Origin of the sequence: Thermomonas hydrothermalis (assembly GCF_900129205.1) — a bacterium.
Lineage (GTDB): Bacteria > Pseudomonadota > Gammaproteobacteria > Xanthomonadales > Xanthomonadaceae > Thermomonas > Thermomonas hydrothermalis.
This window is the reverse complement of record NZ_FQUK01000016.1, coordinates 11,826-33,489: the sequence shown is the minus strand read 5'-3', so window position 1 is coordinate 33,489 and position 21,664 is coordinate 11,826. Positions and strand designations below refer to the sequence as shown.

Annotated in this window: 13 protein-coding genes; 10 read left to right on the top strand and 3 right to left on the bottom strand. The window is 67.3% G+C overall.

Annotation, left to right across the window (positions count from 1 at the left end; all coding sequences use genetic code 11):
- Positions 1 to 46: 46 nt before the first annotated feature.
- Positions 47 to 571 carry a c-type cytochrome gene (locus BUA29_RS06040; RefSeq protein WP_072755740.1) on the bottom strand — a complete coding sequence of 175 codons (525 nt, stop codon included), beginning with the start codon at positions 569 to 571 and terminating at the stop codon, positions 47 to 49.
- A 316-nt stretch (positions 572 to 887) separates the two neighbouring features.
- Here BUA29_RS06040 and BUA29_RS06035 point away from each other — a divergent pair, with 316 nt between their 5' ends.
- From BUA29_RS06035 to BUA29_RS06015, 5 genes are all read left to right on the top strand, one after another.
- A complete protein-coding gene (locus BUA29_RS06035; protein WP_072755715.1) occupies positions 888 to 8,216 on the top strand; it encodes a hypothetical protein in 7,329 nt (2,442 codons plus the stop codon).
- Positions 8,217 to 8,281: 65 nt separating this feature from the next.
- The gene (locus BUA29_RS06030) at positions 8,282 to 9,511 is read left to right on the top strand and encodes a TIGR03032 family protein (RefSeq protein WP_240125671.1); all 1,230 of its coding nucleotides are present in this window, start codon (positions 8,282 to 8,284) and stop codon (positions 9,509 to 9,511) included.
- Positions 9,508 to 9,957, top strand: coding sequence for an EF-hand domain-containing protein (locus BUA29_RS06025; RefSeq protein WP_072755714.1), 450 nt, complete (start codon positions 9,508 to 9,510; stop codon positions 9,955 to 9,957). The genes BUA29_RS06030 and BUA29_RS06025 overlap by 4 nt, the downstream gene beginning before the upstream one ends.
- Positions 9,954 to 10,565, top strand: a complete 612-nt coding sequence (locus BUA29_RS06020; RefSeq protein WP_072755713.1) for a hypothetical protein — start codon at positions 9,954 to 9,956, stop codon at positions 10,563 to 10,565. Before BUA29_RS06025 ends, BUA29_RS06020 begins: the two co-directional genes overlap by 4 nt.
- On the top strand, positions 10,562 to 12,190 hold the full coding sequence (locus BUA29_RS06015) for a M4 family metallopeptidase (protein WP_072755712.1): 1,629 nt from the start codon (positions 10,562 to 10,564) through the stop codon (positions 12,188 to 12,190). The genes BUA29_RS06020 and BUA29_RS06015 overlap by 4 nt, the downstream gene beginning before the upstream one ends.
- A 116-nt stretch (positions 12,191 to 12,306) precedes the next feature.
- Here BUA29_RS06015 and BUA29_RS06010 read toward each other — a convergent pair whose 3' ends face one another.
- Together BUA29_RS06010 and nagA are read right to left on the bottom strand one after the other, a co-directional pair.
- The gene (locus BUA29_RS06010; protein ID WP_425443769.1) at positions 12,307 to 16,011 is read right to left on the bottom strand and encodes an indolepyruvate ferredoxin oxidoreductase family protein; all 3,705 of its coding nucleotides are present in this window, start codon (positions 16,009 to 16,011) and stop codon (positions 12,307 to 12,309) included.
- Between the two features lie 114 nt (positions 16,012 to 16,125).
- Entirely contained in the window at positions 16,126 to 17,286 is a 1,161-nt protein-coding gene (gene nagA / locus BUA29_RS06005) for an N-acetylglucosamine-6-phosphate deacetylase (RefSeq protein ID WP_072755710.1), read from the bottom strand.
- A gap of 118 nt (positions 17,287 to 17,404) precedes the next feature.
- Here nagA and BUA29_RS06000 point away from each other — a divergent pair, with 118 nt between their 5' ends.
- The 5 genes from BUA29_RS06000 (at position 17,405) to BUA29_RS05980 (ending at position 21,654) form a co-directional block, all read left to right on the top strand.
- A complete protein-coding gene (locus BUA29_RS06000; protein ID WP_072755709.1) occupies positions 17,405 to 17,878 on the top strand; it encodes a SixA phosphatase family protein in 474 nt (157 codons plus the stop codon).
- 4 nt (positions 17,879 to 17,882) lie between these two features.
- Complete coding sequence (locus tag BUA29_RS05995) at positions 17,883 to 19,883, top strand: phospholipase D family protein (protein ID WP_072755708.1); 2,001 nt, start codon at positions 17,883 to 17,885, stop codon at positions 19,881 to 19,883.
- A gap of 51 nt (positions 19,884 to 19,934) precedes the next feature.
- Positions 19,935 to 20,378: a hotdog fold thioesterase gene (locus BUA29_RS05990; RefSeq protein ID WP_072755707.1), complete on the top strand. Its 444-nt coding sequence runs from the start codon at positions 19,935 to 19,937 to the stop codon at positions 20,376 to 20,378.
- A gap of 119 nt (positions 20,379 to 20,497) precedes the next feature.
- Entirely contained in the window at positions 20,498 to 20,860 is a 363-nt protein-coding gene (locus tag BUA29_RS05985; protein WP_072755706.1) for a hypothetical protein, read from the top strand.
- A complete protein-coding gene (locus tag BUA29_RS05980; RefSeq protein WP_072755705.1) occupies positions 20,857 to 21,654 on the top strand; it encodes a lysophospholipid acyltransferase family protein in 798 nt (265 codons plus the stop codon). Before BUA29_RS05985 ends, BUA29_RS05980 begins: the two co-directional genes overlap by 4 nt.
- Positions 21,655 to 21,664: the final 10 nt, after the last annotated feature.

Here is a 21,664-nt window from a genome sequence, read left to right as displayed (position 1 = left end):
GCAAACGCCGCCCGCAGGCGGCGTTCAATGGCAACCGCCGGGCGGCTTACTTCTTGCTCTGGGCCACCATGTACTCGACCGCCGCGCGGATTTGCTCGTCGGTCAGTGCCGGGTTGCCACCCTTGGGCGGCATCACCCCGGCCGTCCCGGTGAAGCCGGAGATGGCCTTCTTCACCAGCTCGTCGATGCCCTGCTGCGCCACCCGTGCACCGATGCCCGCGGCATCGAGCTTGGGCGCCCCACCGACGCCGTTGGTGTGGCAGCCGGTGCAGGGGCCGTTGTTGAAGATCTCGGCGCCGTCGGTGCGACCGCCAAACGGGACGTTGGCGGCGGCGGCGGCCACTGCGGCGGCCGCGGCCGCAGCCTGTTCGGCGGCCCCGGTCGCGCCGGCATAGACCGCACCCACCGGGGCGATCCGTTCCAGCGTCTTCTGTTTGGCCACTGGATCGGCCGGGTACTGCACCTTGCTGTTCAGATGATGGGCGAACAGCGCCAGCACCAGTGCCACCAGCACCAGGAACGCAATCACCATCGAAAACCGTTTCAGGAAAGCCAGGTCGTAAGCGCGCACATTGCCCCCACAGGTCATGACCATGTTGGCCATATCAGGGCTGGATTATTCCAGAAACCGCCCGGACGAGGTGAGAGGGAGCAGTGCAGGTGGCGTCGGGAGGCCGGCATTCCCCATTCAGTTTTATTAATTGCTAGGCCGAACGTCATATCGAACCGTGATCGGGTTGACAGAACACCCGTGAAGCGGCGATAAGGCACCCTCAGACATGCGCCCGCCGGGGTCGCGGGGCATGCCGTAGGGGTTTAAAAGGGGTGCCACGGCCTGCCGCTGTGCGCATTGCCCGCAACAGTCACGCAAGGAATGGGGATTGACCATGAGCAAGATTCGCAGTGCCGGGAAGATGGGCAAGGTGTGCGGCCAGCGCCGCATCAAGCTGGCGCCGGTGACACGGGCCGTGCGTTCGGCGCTGGCAGCGTCGGCGCTGACCTTGGCGATCGGCCTGGGCGGCAATGCTGCTGCCGCCGGGCATGTGGCCAGCACCGCACACACGCTGCGGATCGAGCGTTCGATCCTCGATGTGGCGCCGGTACACGATCTCACCGTGGTGCCGCTGCTTGCGCCGGGCGGTATGGGCGGGCCGGTGGCCACGCTGATCAGCCAGCACTACGTCGGCGACGTCAACATCGTCAACAACGCTCCGATCATCGAAAACCAGGCTGGCGATGTCTACGGCATCAGCGGCTATAGCGACACCGGCAACGTCAATATCCTCAACGCGGCCCTGGGTGCGATCAGCGTCCACTCTGACTACGGCAACGCGATCGGCATCTATGGCTACGCGCTGGCCGGCAATGTGGCCATCACCAACGCGGCCAGCATCGTGGCCGATGCGCCATACGGCCTGGCCGACGGTATCTTCGCCTCCGGCAATGACGTGACGGTGATCAATACCGGTGCCATCACCGCCACTGGCGACAACTGGGCGGCGGGCATCGAGGCGCAGGCCGGCAACGGCGTGGCCGTCACCAATACCGGCAGCATCACCGCGACGGCGGGCTACGGTGGTCTGGCCTACGGCATTTATGCCACGGGCGATGCCAGCGCCAGCGTGGTCAACGCGGGCAACATCACCGCGCGCGGCTACTACGCGACCGGCATCCACGCCGAATCCGGTGGCGATGTCGCCATCACCAATTACGCCGGCGGCAGCATCGATGCCGGCACCATCACCGGCAGCGCGCTGGCGTGGGGCATCTACGCCTCCTCGAATGGCGGCGGCGCGGTGGTGCAGGTCGACAACAGCGCCTACATCCACGCGGCGGCGGTGTACGGTGCCACCGGCATTTCCGCGGTGGCGTCCGGGGTCGGCGGCAGCGCGGTGGTGAACAACGATGGCGACATCGTGGTCCAGCAGAACCGCACCATCACCAGTTACGGCGGCTACGGCATCCTGGCCGCCGGTGACGCGCTCGCGGAAATCAACAACTCCGGCGACATCACGGTCACCTCGCGCGGTCCGGCGTTCGGCCTTGCCGCGCTGTCCACCACCGGCGAAGCATCGGTCTCCAATTCTGGCAGCGTCATCGTTTCCAGCAACATCAACAGTACCTCAGTGACGCCGACCGGCATCCTCGCCGCCGGCGGCTACGGCAGCGCCACGGTGGACAACTCCGGGTTCGTGAAGGCCACCGGCGCGCGCGTGGCCAGCGGCGTGGACATCAGCGGCTATGGCGACCTGACCGTCGACAACAGCGGTTACATCGGCGCCATCGCCAATGCGGGTTCCGGCCTGAGCGGACGCGCCAACGGCATCAAGGCGGTGTCCGGCGGCGGTGATATCACCATCAGCAACAGCGGCGGCATCTACGCACGCGGCCGCACCCTGGCGATGGGCGTGTACGCGCTGGCCAACGGTGGCGACATCACGGTCAACAACGATGCCAATGGCGCCATCGAGTTCTTCTCCGCCGCCGGCCGCGGTTGGGGCGTGTGGACCTATGCCGCCGATGGCAGCATCGTGGTCGACAACCAGGGCTACATCGGCGGCCTGGCCTCGGCGCAGGCGTATGGCGTCCTGGCGCAGGCGCCGCAGGGCGACATCGACGTCAGCAATGGCGGAACGATCAATGTCACCTCCGCCAACAGCACTGCCCGCGGCGTGTTTGCAATCGCCAGCAGCGGCACCGCGAGCATCGACAACACCGGCGACATCTACGCCACCAGCCTCGCGTCCGGTGCGGCTTTTGGTGTGGTCGCCTCGGGCGCGCATGCCGAGGTGTCCAACAACGGCAATATCGTCGCCCGCGGCGATACGGCCGCCGTCGGCGAGTTGGCGCAAGTCACCGCCCCCGCCGGCGTCGCCTCGGTATACAACGCAGGCGGCCGCATCGCTGCCTACGCCAACGGGACCGCGATGGGCATCAACGCCGCGGCGTCTGCCGGGAATGTCATCGTGGATAGCGCCAGCGACATCACTGCGGTCAGCCGGCAGGGCGTTGCCTTCGGCATCAGCACCAACGGCAAGACGGGCGTCAGCATCGACAACACGGGTAATATCACGGCTGTGGGACGCTTCGGTGCATTCGGCGTCAACGCGCTGAGCGGGGCCGGAGACGTCACCATCAGCAACGCCGGCCCGGTGTTTGCCTACACCGTCTATGGCAACGCCATCGGCCTGTACGGCTATTCGCTGTACGGCAACACCAGCATCACCAACAGCGGCGATCTCACCGCGATCTCGGTCAATGGCCTGGCCGACGCCATCTTCGCCTCGGGCGCGGATGTCGGCATCGTCAATAGCGGCGTGCTGGTTGCCAACGGCAATACCTGGGCGGCGGGCATCGAGGCGCAGGGCACCGGCGCCACCAGCGTGCAGAACGACGGCGATATCACGGCGTATGCGCGCGCTGGCGGCGCGCATGCGTTCGGCATCTATACCACCGGCGATGCCGGGGTGAGCATCGCCAACACCGGCAATATCCAGGCCCAGGGCTACTACGCCACCGGCATCTACGCCAGCTCCGCCGGCGGCAGCATCACGCTGGGCAATAGCGGCAACATCACCGCCGGCTACGTGTATGCCGGCAGCTACTACAGCGCGCTTGCGACCGGCATCGATGCGATGAGCGGCGGGGTCGGCGCGGCGGTCGACATCACCAACAGCGGCGATATTTCCGCGTTCGGCTACTACGGCGCCACCGGCATCTCGGTGGTGTCCAGCGGCCTCGGCGGCACCGCCAGCGTGGACAACAGCGGCAACCTGACGGTTGCTCAGGGCAGCAAGTACGGCTATGGCGCCAATGGCATCTTCGTGTCGGCGGACGGCGATGCGCTGATCACCAACTCCGGCTCGATCACGGTGAACTCGGCGGGTGCGGCTGCGGGCGCGGTTGCGCTGTCCTTCGCCGGTGATGCCAGCGTCGTGAACTCGGGCGACATCTCGGTCGATTCGACGGCGTTCCTGGGCTACAACGCCTACGGCGTGGTCGCGTTCTCCGGCAACGGCGGCGCGATGGCCAGCAACAGCGGCAGCATCGATGTCACCACCAAGTACATCGGCGTCGGCATGGACGTGGGCGGCCTGACCGGTGCGACCGCCGACAACAGTGGCGACATCATGGTCGATGCCTGGCGCGCCTATGGCATTCGCGCCCAGTCGGGCAATGGCGACGTGGTCGTGGACAACAGTGGCACGATCTATGCCACCTACAGCGGCGGATATGGCGGCACCGCGTTCGGCATCCTCGGCGTCAGCACCAACGGCAATGTCGCGATCGACAATAGCGGCGAGATCGTGACCTACGTCGGCGGGCAGTCGGTGGGCGTGTTCGGGGTGTCCAGCTATGGCGACGTTAGCGTCGACAACAGCGGCAGCATCACCGCCTACAGCGGAAGCAGCGCGGCGGTCGGCGTGTTCGCGCGCGCCGACAATGGCATGGCCAGCGTCGACAACAGCGGCAGCGTCCAGGCCTACTCGAACAGCGGCGTGGCTTATGGCGTGATCGCGCGCGGCATGGACGCGGCGGTGAACAACAGCGGCACGGTGTCGGCGGATGGCTATTCCGCTGCGATCGGCCTGTACGCCTACAGCGTCTACGGCATGGCCAGCGTGCACAACACCGGCGCCATTACCGCCTATTCGGGGAGCGGCATCGCCGACGCCATCTTCGCCTCCGGCTACGTGGTGGACGTGGACAATTCCGGTGCGCTGACCGCGGGCGGCTATGCCTGGGGCGCGGGCATCGAGGCGCAGGGCACCGCGTACGCACGCGTCACCAACAGCGGCGACATCACCGCCTACACGATGCCGTTCCAGCAGGCGGTGGATTACTACGGCAATTCGTTGGGCTATGCCAATGGCGGCCAGGCCTTCGGCATCTATGCCACCGGCGGCAGCTACGGCGTGCGCGTGACCAACAGCGGCGCAATCTCGGTGGAAGGCGGCTACACCGACGGCATCTTCGTGCAGTCGGCCGGCAACGCGGTGGTGGTCAACAGCGGCGATATCGTCTCCGGCAGCGGGCTGGCCAGCTACTACGATAGCTACAGCGGCAACACCTACTACTACGGCACCCAGCTCGCAAACGGCATCAACGTCAGCAGCAATGGCGCCGGTGCGGTCGTGGTGGTGGACAATAGCGGCAACATCACCGCCAGCGGGGCATTCGGCGCCAATGGCATCACCGCCGTGGCCAGTGGCACCGGCGGTATGGTGGGGGTATACAACGATGGCAATCTGACGGTCAGTCAGGCCAACAAGTACGGGTACGGCGCCTACGGCGTGTTTGCCTCGGCCGATGGCGATGCCTTCATCCGCAATGACGGTGTCGTCAGTGTCGATTCGAAAGGTGCGGCGACCGGCCTTGCGGCGCTGTCGTTCGCAGGCGATGCCACCATCGTCAACCATGGCGATCTGGAGGTCGTCAACACCTCTCTGATGGATCCCGCAAACGGCATTACGGCGTTCTCCGCCAACGGCAATGCCGCGGTGGGCAACTACGGTGCGGTCAACGTCACCGGCAAGTATCAGGCGACCGCCGTCGATGCGCGCGCACTGGGTGACGTCACCGTGGTCAACGGCGGTTCGCTGTATGCCAATGGCCAGAAGTACGCGTTCGGCGTGTACGCCGCAGCGGGCACCGGCGATGCGATGGTCAGCAACCAGGCCGGCGCGGACATCGGGTTCTACTCCTACCTGGGCCGTGGTTTCGGCATCCTGGCCGTGTCCAGCCAGGGCGACGTGATGGTCAACAACGCCGGCAGCATCGAAGGCTATGCCTACGGCCAGTCCGCCGGCGTGTTCGCGGTCGCGCTGCAGGGCGATGCCAGCGTCAGCAACAGCGGCAGCATCGATGTGGCCACCGGCGGCAACGTCGCGGTGGGCGTGTTCGCGCGCGCCGACAACGGCACCGCCACCGCGGTCAACAGTGGCAGCATCCACGCCACCGATTTCCCGGGCGGCAACTACACCGGCTATTCGGCGTACGGCATGTTCGTGCGCGGCGACATCGCGCAGGCGGGCAACAGCGGCAACATCAGCGTGGAGGGCAACTACGCCGCGACCGGCATCGAGGCGGTCTCGATGAATGGCACCCTGGTCAGCAATACCGGCGGCAGCATCACTGCGACGGCGACCGGGATGGCCACGGGCATCAATGCCAGCGCGATGTACGGCAATGTCACCGTCAGCAACAGCAGCAACATCACGGCGACGACAGGCGGCAGCAACACCCAGGCACAAGGCGTGCTGGCCTACAGCGCGTCCGGCACGGCGACCGTCAGCAATTCCGCCACCGGCCATGTCGAGGCCTCCGGCGGTAGCGCGGCGATCGGGGTGCATGCCGCCGGTCACGATGGCAATGTGGTGGTCAACAATGCCGGCATCATCCATGCCAGCGGTGGCATCTACAACGCCGGCGTGTTGCTGGAAAACGTGAACGGCAGCAACACGCTGAACAACCTGACGGGCGGCGTGATCAGCGCGGATGGGCCAGACGGCTATGCGTTCGCGGTGGTCGGCAGCGATGCGGTCGAGACCATCAACAACAGCGGGCGGATCCTGGGCGCGATCTCCCTACACGGCGGCAACGACGTGTTCAACAACACATCCGGCGGCGTGTGGGATGTCGGCAGCACGACGTACACCTCGTTCGGGGATGGCAACGACGTGCTCAACAACGCCGCAGGCGGCAAGATCCTGCTCAACGGCGGTCGCATTCGCTTCGGCGCCGGCGATGACACGATCAACAACGCCGGGTTGATCCAGCTGCGCAACGGCAGCAGCATCACCATGGGGGTGGTGCCGCTGGTTCCGCTGGCCAGTGAGATCAATGTGTTCAACAACACCGGCACCCTGCAGGTGATCGGCAGCAACAGCATCGACACCTACGCTGGCACCTTCAGCAACACCGGCCTGGTGGACTTCCAGAACGGCGTCACCACCGACAGCCTGACCCTGGACGGCACCCTGGCCGGGGTCGGCACGATGAACATCGACGTCGATCTCAACACCAATACCGCCGACCAGCTGGTGGTGAACGGAAACGTCGCCAGCACGGCCAAGCAGACGGTGAACGTGAAGTTCGCCGGGCTGCCGAGCGCAGCGATCACCGACATCCCGTTCACCAACGTCACTGGCACCTCGGCGGCGGGCAATTTCGTGGCCGGCCAGTTCATCGGCTACAACGCGAACGCCAACTTCCTGACCCTGGGCCTGGGCGTCAAGAGCGCCATCAACAGCGCCAACACCAGCAATGACGTGCTCTCGATCAGCATGGCGGTCACTGGTCTGAGCGACAGCGGTTCGCTGGGTGCGTCCACCGCCTCCGGCATGGCCGGCTTCATGAACGCGCAGGTGGGCACGTTCCGCCAGCGCTTGGGCGTGAATCCGTACGGTGATGCCGGCAAGGTGATGAGCGCCTTCGTCCGCGTGTATGCCGACCAGGGCGATGTGTCGCAGAAGCACGCCAGCAACTTCGGCAATGGCGGCTATTTCGACTTCGATACCGCCAGCTGGGGTCGCGAGGTCGGCATCAACGCCAACCTGTACGGCAACTTCCACGCGGGCCTGGTGCTGGGCAGCGCCGATGGCCGTCAGCGTCTGACCGGCGGCGGAGTCGGCCAGAGCCGCATGCATGCGATGACGGTGGGTGGCTACCTGACCTGGTACGTGCCGAACGGCTGGTATGTGGACTTCAGCGCCCGCCAGATGGCCCCGGACATCCACCTGTCCACCTCGGCCGGCACCATGTCCAGCCGCACCCATGTCAATGCGATGAGCCTGGAAGCCGGATACGAGTGGAACATGGGAAGCTTCAACCTGGTGCCGCAGGCGCAGTACACCCGCACCAAGGTCGAGGACGCCACCTACACGGGCGCGCTGGACACCCTGGTCATGCATGGCGGTACCTTCGAGCGCGGCCGCCTCGGCCTGGAGCTGAACAAGACCTTCCTCTCCGGCGACGTGCGCTGGATGCCATACGCCACCCTCAGCGCAGTGCATGATTTCAGCGGCACCAGCACCTACACGGTGGCCAATGTGTTCAGCGGCAGCACCAGCGTGAAGGGCACCAGCGCGATGGCCGAACTCGGCGTGGGGATGCAGAAGGGCGGCTTTGGCATGACCTTCAGCGCCAGCTGGAACGATGGCGGCCCGTACAAGCGCGTGGTCGGCGCCCAGGCCAACCTGCGCTACTCCTGGTAATCGCCGCGGCACCGGGCCTGGCATGACGCCGGGCCCGGGCCGGGCCCTTGCAGTCTGGAAAACACGTGTCCAACGAAAACAACCCGCAGAACGACTCCCAGATCCAGTCCAACCAGGACAAGCCCGAGCTCGAAACCGGTCTGGACGCTCTTGTCCGTGAATCTTCTGCGCCCGCCCCGGCCGCGCCATCGGCAAGCGCCGCGCCGGCGCCGCAGGTGCAGACCCCGCGCGATCTCACCCAGCTGCGAGTCGAGAAGAGCTGCTCGCGCGGCCTTGCCGGCTGGCTCGGCCAGCACCGGCTGTCGCTGGCGATCACCTCCTACCAGACCGGCCGCATCTATCTGGTGGGCAGCGACCGGCAAGGCCGCGTATCGTTCTTCGAGCGCATCTTCGAGCGCGCGATGGGCGTGGTCGGCAACGCCCAGCGCATCTACCTGGGCGGCCTGTACCAGCTGTGGCGGTTCGAGAACGTGCTGCGCCCGAACGAGGTCATCCACGGCCAGTTCGACAAGTGCTACGTGCCGCGCAACGCGCAGACCATCGGCGATCTCGACATCCACGAGCTGGGCATCCGCAAGGACGGCCGGGTGGTGTTCGTCAACACCAAGTATTCCTGCCTGGCCGAGCTCAGCCCGACCCACAGCTTCAAGGCGATCTGGAAGCCGAAGTTCATCAGCAAGCTGGCCCCGGAAGACCGCTGCCACCTCAACGGCCTGGCGATGGTGGACGGCGAGCCCAGGTACGTCACCGCCGTGAGCCGCAGCGACAGCGTGGACGGCTGGCGCGAGCGCCGTCGCGACGGCGGTGTGGTGATCGACGTGCAGACCGACGAGATCGTGTGCGAAGGCTTGTCGATGCCGCATTCGCCACGCTGGCACAACGGCCGGCTGTGGTTGCTCAACGCCGGCACCGGCTATCTGGGCTGGGTCGATTTCGAAAAGAAGGCGTTCGTGCCGCATGCTTTCGTGCCAGGCTTCGCGCGCGGGCTGTCGATCATCGGCAACGTCGCCGCGGTGGGGTTGTCGAAGCCGCGCAACCAGCGCTTCGAGGGCCTGCAGCTGGACGAAGAGCTGAAGAAGCGCGACGCCGAACCGTGGTGCGGGGTGCAGATCGTGTCGCTGGCCAATGGCGACGTCACCAACTGGATCCGGTTCGACGGCGACATCACCGAGATCTTCGACATCAGCTTCCTGCCCAACGTGAAGCACCCGATGATGATCGGCCTGCGCACCAACGAGATCCGCGACCTCATCACCTTCGAATCCGAAATCCCCGTGGAGGCGGCCGTCGCATGAGCCGAGTGCGTTCCCTCGCCCTGCTGCTGGCCGGCCTGCTGCCGGCGGCGCTGCTGCAGGCGCAGACCAAGCCGGCCGCGCCCGCGCCGGCTGCCACTGCCGCCAAGCCCGATCCGGTGGCTGCGACCTTCAAGGCCTGGGACAAGAACGGGGATGGCCAGCTGTCGCTGGTCGAGTTCCGCGCCGGCTGGGAGCAGATGCAGGCCGCGCTGCGGGTGGAGCAGGCGCTGCGCCGGCAGTTCGCGACGCTCGATGCCAACCACGACGGCGCCATCGATGCCAGCGAATACGGCAACCTGGTGCTGATCAAGCAGGCCGGCAAGGCCGCGCCGCCGCTGGCCCGCTTCGATGCCAATGGCGATGGCAAGCTCGACTTCTCCGAATACGTGAAGCTGGTGCAGGCGCTGGCGCCGCAGCAGGACGTGAGCAAGGGCGGCAAGAAGTGAAGGTCGAGATCATCCCGGTCTGGAAGCAGGTGACCCCGGCGCTGACCGAGGAGGTGGTCGCGTTCTGGCGCGAGCACAAGGCGATCGCTGACGAGGCGGTCGCGCGGGCACGCGCACAGCAGCTGGTCTGCATCGCGCGCGACGAGGCGGGCGCGGTGTGCGGGGTCGGCACCGCGGTGCTGAAGGTGCTGCCGCGGCTGCGCCAGCCCACGTACTACTACCGCCAGTTCTTCGCCCCGCAGCTGCGCGGGCGGGGATACATCCGCGACTTCTTCCTGCGCTGCAAGCAGGTGCTGCACGACTACAACGCCGGCCTGAAGACGCCGGAAAGCCTGGGCATCCTGCTGGAAATCGAAAATCCGAAGATCGCCGCAGCCTATAAACGTGCGGTAGAGCACGGTTTCGATGCCGTGTTCATCGGATATTCACCACGCGGCCTGCCGCTGCGCGTGTCGTACTTCGACGACGCCGTCCTGCAACCGCCGGTCCGCCTGAGGGCGCCGGCGGCCGCGGCGAGTGGCAGGGACGTCGCCCCTCACAAGCGCAATACACCCCTTCCCGCCGCGGGGGTCGCGGCGGGTTCGATCACCACGGAGAATGCGTCATGAAAGTCCAAGCAAGTCTGTTGTGCCTCGCCATCGCCTCCACCCTCGCCGTGACCGCGGCCCCGGCCGATGCGGCGGCGCTCCAGAAATCCGCGGTGGTCGCCCGCGCCAATGCTCTGGTCGGCAGCCACGCCACCCTTGCCCGCAAGGCGGCAGGCGATGCCCTCGTCGTGCGCGATGTGATCGTCGATGCCGACGGCACCGAGCACGTGCGCTATGACCGCACCTACAACGGCCTGCCGGTGATCGGTGGCGATATGGTCGTGCATTCGCGCAATGGCCGCCTGAGCGGAATCAGCCAGACCCTGTCCAGTGCGGCGCGTCCAGGCCTGACTGCTCGCATCAGCCGCGACCAGGCGATCGTCGAAGCCGGCGCCCACTTCGGCACCCATTTCCTCGGCGCGCCGAGCGCGCGCACCGTGGTCTACGCCGCGGGCATCGCCCCGGTGCTGGCGCATGAAGTGGTGTTCAACGGGATCAAGGCCGACCAGACCCCGACCGAGATGCACTACATCGTGGACGCCAACAGCGGCCGCATCCTCAACCAATGGGACGGCATCCAGACCGCCAAGCCGGGCCCGGGCGGCAGCAGCACCTGCACCACGCCGGCCGTGGGCACCGGCAAGACCCTGACCCTGGCCAACGTCGTGATCAACACCGCGCAGTGCAGCGGTAGTAGCTACCAGATGGTGGACACCACCCGCGGCGGCGGCGCCACCCACAACATGGCGATGAAGACCTCCGGCATGGGCACGGTGTTCACCAGCAGCACCAACGTCTGGGGCAACAACCTGCTCTCCAATTCCCAGACCGTGGCCGCGGACGCCCACTACGGCGTGGCCACTACCTGGGATTACTACAAGAACACCTTTGGCCGCGACGGCATTGCCAATGACGGCAAGGGTGCCATCAGCCGCGTCCACTACGGGCGCAACTACGCCAATGCGTTCTGGAGCGATTCCTGCTTCTGCATGACCTTCGGCGACGGCGACAATGGCGCGAGCATCTATCCGCTGGTGGCGCTGGACGTGGCCGCCCACGAGATGAGCCACGGCGTGATGAGCCGCACTGCCAACCTCACCTATAGCGGCGAGTCCGGCGGCCTGAACGAGGCCAACTCCGACATCTTCGGTGCCATGGTCGAGTTCTACGCCAACAATCCGGAGGACACGCCGGATTACGTGATCGGCGAGGAGCTGTTCCCGAACAACGCCAACCTGAGCAAGGCGATCCGCTGGATGTTCAAGCCGAGCCTGGATGGCGTTTCCAAGGACTGCTACTACAACGGCATCGGCAGCATCGACGTGCACTACAGCTCCGGCCCGGCCAACCACTTCTTCTACCTGCTGGCGGAAGGCGCGGTGGTGCCGGCGGGCTTCGGTCCTGGCACCTGGGCCAACCTGACCCCGGCCGCGCTGGTGTGCAACGGCAATACTTCGCTGGTCGGGATTGGTCGCGCCAAGGCCGCCGCGATCTGGTACAAGGCGATCACCACCTACATGACCAGCAGCACCAACTACGCCGGCGCCCGCGCCGCGACGTTGAATGCCGCTGCCGCCCTGTATGGCAATGGTTCGCCCGAGTACAACGCGGTGGCCGCGGCGTGGAGCGCGGTCAACGTGAACTGACCGGCAGACGGCGTTGCGCAGATGGAAACGGCCCGCGTCAGCGGGCCGTTTCCTTTGGGGTGGACCCTGCGATGTCGGCCGGCGCCGCCTGGGACACCGCCCGGACGCTGCCTGGGTCAGGCCGCCTGCACGATCCGCAGCGGGTTGTTCCACTCCTTCAGCAGCTCGGCCTGGCGGGCCATCGCCTTGCGCAGGTGCGCTTCCTTGACGTGGCCGTAGCCGCGGATGTGCTCGGGGATGCTGGCGATCTCGGCCGCCAGATCCACGTTGCCGGCATCGAGCGTCTCCAGCAGGCCGCCGATGGTCTGCGCGTAATCGTCGATCAGGGCGCGCTCGGTGCGACGCTCCGCGGTGTAGCCGAACACGTCCAGCGGGGTGCCGCGCAGGAAGCGCAGCTTGGCCAGCACGCGGAATGCGGTGAACATCCACGGGCCGTATTCGCGCTTCTGCAGCTGGCCCTGCGCGTTCTTCCTGGCCAGCAGCGGCGGAGCGAGGTGAAAGCGCAGGGTGTAGTCGCCTTCGAACTGCTGCTCGATCCGGCGCATGAACTCGCCGCTGGTGTACAGGCGGGCCACTTCGTACTCGTCCTTATAGGCCATCAGCTTGAAGAAGTAGCGGGCCACGGCTTCCGTCAATGCGGTCGAACCCGGCGCGCGCGCGGTTTCCGCGGCGCGGACGCGGGCCACGAAATCCGTATAGCGCCGCGCGTAGCGGGCATTCTGGTAGTCGGTGAGGAAAGCGGCGCGGCGCGCGATCACCTCGTCCAGCGAGCGCGACAGGCGCGCATCCTCGAGGGCCGGGAAGATGCCCGCCTCGCCGTGATGACTGGCCGGCACATGGCGCAGGGCGTCGCCGTCGCGCAGGTCGGCGGTCTGCGGGGTCAGGCCGGATTCGCCGGCATCGTTGTTGGTGGCGCCCAGCAGCGGCAGCGTATGCGGCGTGGCTTCCGCGGCGGTCGGCACATTGCGCACGATGCCGGCGGCCGCGACGACGGCCTCCAGATCCACCGCCGCCAGTCGGCCCCAGGCGAACGCGGTCTTGTTCATTTCCACCGCGGCGCCATTGAGTTCGATGGCGCGCATCAGCGCATTCAGCGAGATCGGCACCAGCCCCTGCTGCCAGGCATAGCCCAGCATGAACAGGTTGCTGGCGATGGCGTCACCCAGCAGGGCGGTCGCCAGCCGGGTGGCGTCCACCATGAGCGGCTCCTGCCCGGCGAGTGCAGTGCGCACGGCCTGCACGATGTCGGCGGCGGGGAACTGCAGGTCCGGGCGGGTGGTGAAGGTGCCCGGCATCGCCTCGTAAGTGTTGAGTACCACCGTGCTGCGTCCGGCGCGGATCTTGGACAGCGCCCAGTAATCATTGACCACGACCATGTCGCAGCCCAGCACCAGGTCGGCCTCGCCAGCGGCGATACGCACGGCGTGGATGTCGTCCGGGCAGCGGGCGATGCGCACGTGCGTGGTCACCGCGCCGCCCTTCTGCGCCAGACCGGTCTGATCGAGCACGGTGGCGCCCTTGCCTTCCAGATGGCCGGCCATGCCCAGCAGCGCGCCGATGGTCACCACCCCGGTGCCGCCGACGCCGGTGATCAGGATGTTCCACGGACGCGCAAGATCGGTGCGTACGTTCGGCAGCGGCAGAGTGGCCAGGCGTTCGGCCGCGCTCGCCTTCTTGCCTTTGCGCAGCTGGCCGCCGTGTACGCTGACGAAGCTGGGGCAGAAGCCCTCCACGCAGCTGTAGTCCTTGTTGCAGTTGCTCTGGTCGATCTCGCGCTTGCGGCCGTATTCGGTTTCCTTCGGCAGCACGCTGACGCAGAAGCTCTTGGCGCCGCAGTCACCGCAGCCCTCGCACACCAGCGAATTCACGACGATCCGCTTTTGCGGGTCGGGCAGTTTGCCGCGCTTGCGGCGACGGCGCTTCTCGGTGGCGCAGACCTGGTCATAGATCAGGATGCTCACTCCCTTGACCTCGCGTAGCCGCCGCTGCACGGCATCGAGGTCGCGGCGGTCGTGGAAGGTGACGCCGGCCGGGAAAATCGACGGGTCCGTCCACTTGTCGATGTCGTCGGACACCACCGCGATCGTCTGCACGCCCTCGGCGCGCATCTGGTGGGCGATCTGCGGCACGGTCAGGACGCCGTCCACCGGCTGGCCGCCGGTCATCGCCACCGCGTCGTTGTAGAGGATCTTGTAGGTGATATTCACGCCGGCGGCGATCGCCTGGCGGATCGCCAGCGAGCCGCTGTGGAAATAGGTGCCGTCGCCCAGGTTCTGGAATACGTGCGGCGTGTCGGTGAACGGCGCCTGCCCGGCCCAGGTGACGCCCTCGCCGCCCATGTGGGTGAAGGTGTCGGTGCGGCGGTCCATCCAGGTGACCATGTAGTGGCAGCCGATGCCCGCCATCGCCCGGCTGCCTTCCGGCACCTGGGTGCTGGTGTTGTGCGGGCAGCCGGAGCAGTAGTGCGGCACGCGCGGGAAGTTGGCGCGCGGCAGCGCCAGCTCGCCCTCCTTCTGCGCCATCCACTGCAGGACCTGTTGAATGCGCTCAGCCTGGCCGCCCTCGACCAGCCCCAGCCGCAGCATGCGGCGGCCGATCACCCCGGCAATCGTCGCCGGTGTCAGCTCGCCGGTCGAGGGCAGGATCCACTCGCCGGCTTCGTCGTACTTGCCGACGATGGATGGCCGCGCGCCCCAGGCGGCTGGCCAGTTGTAGAACTGCTCCTTCATCTGGCGCTCGATGAAGGCCTTCTTCTCCTCGACCACCACGATGTCGGAGAGGCCCTGCGCGAAGCGGGCGATGCCCTGCGGTTCCAGCGGCCAGGTCATGCCGACCTTGTACACGCGGATGCCGATGTCGCGGCAGGCGGTCTCGTCCAGCCCGAGGTATTCCAGCGCCTGCAGCACGTCGAGGTAGCTCTTGCCGGTGGTGACGATGCCCAGGCGGGCGCGCGGAGAATCCAGCACCACGCGGTCGATGCGATTGACCCGCGCGAACGCCTGCGCCGCCTTCACCGCGTAGCGGTGCAGGCGCATCTCCTGCTCCATCGGCGGGTCCGGCCAGCGGATGTTGAGCCCGCCCGGCGGCATGGCGAACTCGTCATCGCCCGGCAGCACGATCTCCAGCGCGAACGGATCGACTTCCACCGAGGCGGAGGATTCCACCGTTTCGGCAATCGTCTTGAAGCCCACCCAGCGGCCGGTGTAGCGGCTCATCGCCCAGCCCAGCACCCCCATGTCGAGAATGTCCTGCACCCCGGCCGGGTTGAGGATCGGCATCATCGCGCTGACGAACTCGTCCTCGCTGCCGTGCGGCAGGGTGGAGCTGCGGCAGGCATGGTCATCGGCGGCCAGCGCCAGCACGCCGCCATAGCGCGAGGTGCCGGCCGCATTGGCGTGCTTGAACACGTCGCCGCAGCGGTCCACGCCGGGGCCCTTGCCGTACCACATGCCGAACACGCCGTCGTGCTTGGCACCCGGGAACAGATTGACCTGCTGGGTGCCCCACACCATGGTGGCGCCGAGGTCTTCGTTGAGGCCGGGGGTGAACCGGACCGACGCGGCATCCAGGTATTTCCGGGCGCGCCACAGTTCCAGATCGAATCCGCCCAGCGGGCTGCCACGGTAGCCGCTGATGAAACCGGCCGTGTTGAGACCTGCGCGTTCGTCGCGCAGTTTCTGCACCAGCGGCAGCCGCACCAGCGCCTGCACGCCGGACAGATACACCCGGCCCGTGCGCCGCCGGTATTTGTCTTCCAGGGTGTAGTCGGTGTCCAGCAGGTCGTGGGTCAGCAGCGACTTGGCGGATTCGGGCGAGGACAGTTCGGCGGTGCTGGTCATGGCAGAGGTCCGCAGATGGCAAAAACGCCGCACGGGGCGGCGTCCGGGAAGGGCGGCATTCTACCAAGCGCCCATGGTTGGCCGGGATGGCTGTGGTCAGCAGCGTGCGCAGGGTGCGTCCGGATCGCCCTCGCCGCCGATCCAGGTACCGCGCACCTGCAATGCCGAATCCAGCCAGACCAGATTGGCGCGGTAGCCGGGTGCGATGCGGCCATACTGGTCGCCGAGGCCGAGGAACTCGGCCGGATACTGCGCCGCCATCCGGCAGGCTTCGTCCAGCGGCAGCCCCAGCAGGTGCACTGTGTTGCGGACGGCGTGCGCCATGTCCAGGGCGCTGCCGGCCAACGTGCCGTCGGCAGTGCGCAGCGCGCCGTCGCGGACGGTGATGGGTTGGCCGTACAGGGTGAAGTCGGGGTGGTCGCTGCCCACCACCGGCATCGCATCGGTGACCAGAAGCACCTTCCCGCGTGGCTTGGCCTTCACCGCCACGCGCAGGCTGGCCGGATGCACGTGCACGCCATCGACGATGATCCCGCACCAGACCGCATCGTCGTCCAGCGCCGCGCCCAGCAGCCCAGGCTCGCGCCCCTGCAGGGGTGGCATTGCGTTGAACAGATGGGTGACACCGCGGATGCCGGCGGCAAAGGCTACCTGCGCCTGCGTCAACGTAGCCGCGCTGTGCCCGGCACTGAGGATGGCGCCGCGCGCGCGCAGTGCGTGCAGCGTGGTCAGTGGCACCTGTTCTGGTGCCAGGGTGATCAGGGTCTTGCCCGTGTCCAGCGCGGTGATGTGCTGGAGTTCGTCGGCATCCGGCACCCGGACGTGGCGGGCATCGTGGACGCCGCGGCGAGCTGGCGCCAGGTATGGGCCTTCCAGGTGAATGCCGAGCACCCCGGGGACGCCAGCCGCGATGGCGGCACGGGTGGCGGCAATCGCCCGCTGCATCGTTTCAGTGGTATCGCTGATCAGTGTGGGCAGAAAGCCGGTGGTGCCAAAGCGACGGTGTGCCCGGCCGATGGTGGCAATCGTGGCGACGCTGGGGTCGTCATTGAACAGCACACCGCCGCCGCCATTGACCTGGACATCGATGAAGCCGGGCGCCAGCCAGCCGCCGGCAAGATCGATCCGGGGCGGGCCAGACGGAGGATCGCCATGCAGGACGGCGACGATGTGGCCGTCTTCGACCACGACGCAGGTATCGGGTTCGAAACCGCGATCGGTGAGGATGAAACCGTTGTGAAAAATCAGCGTGGACATACACCGCAGGCCGGCAACAGGGCATGGCTAGCCTACTCCAGCCGGCCGATGTCAGTCTCCCCATCGCTGGAGCGCCTGCGGTAGGCTGCGGCTTTGAAGCGCCGACTCTGGAGGCTGCATGCGCGAACTCATCCTGCTCCGTCACGCCCACGCCGAGCCGGCCACGCCCGGGCAGGACGATCGCGACCGCCCGCTGTCGGCGATCGGGCGGGCCGAGGCGGCGGCGGCCGGGGACTGGCTGCGTGCGCACGGGCGGCTGCCGCAGCGGATCCTGTGTTCGCCTGCCCGGCGCACCCGCGAGACCCTGGCCGGTCTGGGGGATCTGGGAGGGGCGGAGGTGCGTGAGGTGCCGGCCATCTACGACGCCACGGCCGGCACGCTGGCGGCGTTGGCAGAAGCCCACGCCGAGGTGGTGCGGCTGCTGATCATCGGCCACAACCCGGGGCTGGAGCGGCTGGCTGCCCTGCTGCACAGCGGTCAGTCCGGTGAGTACCGCGGGATGCCGCCGGCCGGGATCGCGGTGCTGGAATGTGCGCCGGGTCAGCCGATCGAGCCGGGGACCGCCCGGCTGGTGCACTTCTGGTGGCCATGAGGTCATGCAGCGGCGGGTGAACACGGCGGTGCTATTCCGCGGGCTGGTGCTGTGGCTGGGTCTGCTGTTGGCGGGATGCGCCAGCGTCGGCCCGCACCGGCATGAGACCGCGGCACGCATCGCCGCCGCCGCACGCAGCACCCAGGTGGACTGCAGCCGCGACGACGCCTGTGCCACGCCTTCGCCGGTGCTCGCAATGGCGCGTGAGACCTGGGCGGCATCCACGCCGCAGGCACCGCGCCACCGTGCACTCATTCTCGATCATGCCCCGGACGCCCTGTTGCTGCGCATCCATCTGATCCGCAGTGCCCGGCACAGCATCGATCTGCAAACCTACATTTTCGATGAAGACGACTCGGCCCAGCTGGTGATGGACGAGCTGGAGGCGGCGGCCTATCGCGGCGTCAAGGTACGCATCCTGATCGACCAACTGGCCGCGCTGCGCAAGGTGGAAACCCTGGCCGCGCTGGCCTCGCTGCATGCCAATCTGGAGCTGCGCCTGTACAACCCGGTACTGGATCGCGCCCGTCTGCCGCTGCCGATGTATGCGGTGGCCTCGCTGTGCTGCTGGCGTCAGCTCAACCGGCGCATGCACAACAAGCTTCTGGTCGTGGATGGTCTGGTCGGCATCGTCGGCGGTCGCAACTATCAGGACGTCTATTACGACTGGGGCCAGGGGTACAACTTCCGCGACCGCGACCTGCTCTTGGCCGGCCCGGTGGTGGCCGACATGGCGGCCAACTTCGAGGCGTTCTGGACCTCCCCCCGCAGCGTGCCGGCCGAACGGCTGGGCGATGTGGCCCATTACCTGCGCCGCAATGGCCCGCCCCCGCCGCCGCATCACCCGTTCCGGCAGCCGCAGCGGGTGCGCGCCCTGCTGGCGGAAGTGGACGATGCGGCGCTGCTGAAGGCGCGGTTCGTCGATCCGGCGCTGCCGGTTGGCGCGGTGTCCTTCATTGCCGACCTGCCACGCAAGCATCGCCGCGAATCGGATGCAGAGGTGGCCCAGAACGCGACCGTGGGCGAGGCCAGCCGCCGCCTGCTCGACCTGGTGGCCGAGGCGCGCCAGCAGGTGCTGCTGCAAACCCCGTATCTGGTGCTGTCGCCGGCGGCCCAGGCGGTGTTCCGCCAGCTGCATGCGCGCCCGTCCCCGCCGCGGGTGCTGGTCTCCACCAACAGCCTGGCCGCCACCGATGCGTTCATGGCGTATGCCATTTCGTACAAATACAAACGCCGTTATCTGCGCGACTTTGGGTTCGAGATCCACGAGTTCAAACCGTTCCCCGCCGAGGCACCGCTGGAGCTGGGTCAGACGGGTGCGGGGCTGGACGATGACGAGGATGCAGGTGAGGTGCCATCGGCCGATGCCGCGGCGACGACTCCCGTGCCAGATACGGCCAAGACCAACCTGCGGGCGCGGCGGCTGGCGGCGCGTGGGCTGGACCAGGTGCCGGTCAGCGAGGCCAGGCGGCCATCACCGCTGGCGTCATCGGGTGGCCTGCCGGTGCGGCTCAAGCATGCGGGGCTGCGCACCGGCCTGCATGCCAAGTCGCTGGTGGTGGATGAGCAGGTCGGTGTGGTGGGAACCCACAACTTCGACCCGCGCGGTGACACCCTCAATACCGAAAGCGCGGTGGTGATTGCCGACCCCGGCTTTGCCCGCGCGCTTGCCGAAAGCATCCTGGGGGATATGGCCCCGGCCAATGCCTGGACCATCGGCCGCCGTGACGAGGCCCCCATCCTGCCCGGTGTCGAATACACCCTGACCAAGCTGTCCGAGCGAATGCCGATCTTCGATCTCTGGCCGCGCAAATATGCCACCAGCTTCGAGTACGTGCCCGGCCCGGACTGCCCGCCCACCCGCGTGCCGCCCTCCCCGTTCGCGCCCGATTTCCGCCGCTGCAATCAGCCGGTGGGAGATTTTCCGGAAGTCGATATTGGCCTGAAATGGCTGGGCCTGCGGCTGTTCACCGCGTTCGGTTCGGGGCTGGCGCCGATTCTGTGACGGCGCCGTGGCTACAATCGCGCCTGTTCAATCAACCACCGGACTATCGCGATGCAGGCACTGCGTTTTGCCTGGCCTTCTGAGGTGACCCTGGAGGCGCTCAATGCGCGTTCCCGCGGCACCTTGATGGAGGCGCTGGGAATCGAGTTCACCGAGCTGGGCGAGGGCTACCTGCGCGCGACCATGCCGGTCGATGCGCGCACCCGCCAGCCCTACGGGCTGCTGCACGGCGGCGCCTCGGTGGCGTTGGCGGAGACATTGGGCAGCAGCGCCGGTGCGCTGCTGGCGGGTGGCAACGCGGTGGTGGGGCTGGAGATCAACGCCAACCATCTGCGTGCGATGCGTCAGGGGACGGTGACCGGCACCGCGCGGCCACTGCACCTTGGCCGCAGCACCCAGGTGTGGGACATCCGCATCGAGGACCAGACCGGCCAGCTGGTGTGCATCAGCCGGCTCACCCTGGCGGTGTTGCCGGCCCCGCCCGCCAGCAGCTGAACATCGGCCTGCGGTCGGGCCGATTGGATTTGGTGAAACCTCAAACTCCCGCAATACTGGACGTGGCCCCGGTGCGAATGTGGTCAGCTGCCCGGGGACGACCGAACAGGGAGGATGTCGTGGGCGAGGTGATCTATCTGCCGCAGGCCGACCGCTACTGCACACGCTGCGGTGAGACCAAGGGCATCAGCAATGCCGCGGCGCGGGTGTTGGCGCGGGTGGACAGCGGGGTCATTTTCGAGTGCAGTGCTCCCTGCCCGTACTGCGACGATCTGATCGTCCTGCCAGAACCACCCGAGCCGGTCCCGCCAGAGGAGGACTGGGTTTGCCACTATTGCGGCTGCAATGCGCCGCTCGATGATCTGGTCAGCGCGCAGATCATCGACGATGTCCTCGGCGGTCGGCGCGAGGTGCTGATCTGCGACGATTGCCTGGCGGCGATCCATGAAGGCGCCAATGATGACGAGGAGGGAACCCCATGAACCAGGCCGTCGGCCCGTACACTGTTGACCGTCGTCCAACGGCCCTTGCCGTGTCCATGCGCGCGTTCCGCTATCTCTACCGCACCCCGCTGCTGCTTTGGCATTTGCTGATCGACCTGCCGCTGACCCTGCTGCTGATCGCGCTGGGCCGCGGTGGGCCGCTGTCGCATGCAATGGTGCGCTGGTGGTCCGGGGGCCTGCTGCGCATTTTCGGCATGCGCCTGCAGCGGGAAGGCGAGCCGCTGCCGGGCGGCACCCTGTTCGTGGCCAACCACGTCAGTTGGGTCGATATTGTGGCCCTGCACTCCCAGCACATGATGGGGTTCATCGCCAAATCGGAGATTCGTCGCTGGCCACTGGTGGGCTGGATCACCACCCACGCCGAGACCATTTTTCTGGAACGCGGCAATGGCGATTCGCTGGGCCGGGTGATGGAGGAAATGGTGCGGCGGCTGCGTGCCGGTCGTGCGGTGGCGGCCTTTCCGGAAGGCGGGACCCGCGACGGGCGTGCGCTTGGCCCGTTTCATGCCCGCATTTTCGCCACGGCCGTCGAAGCCCAGGCACCGGTGCAGCCGGTGGCGCTGTGCTATGGCGCCCATGCCGAGGCGCAGACCGTGGTCGCGTTTGCACCAGGCGAGAGCTTCCTGGGCAACTTCTTACGCCTGTTGGGTGAACCGGCGCGAACGGTGCGGGTGTGCTTCACCACGCCGATCGACCCGCGCCAGTACGACGGCCGGCGCGCCATTGCCGACACCGCCCGTCAGCAGGTGTTGCGGGCAATGGGGCAGGCCTGATGCCGCACGG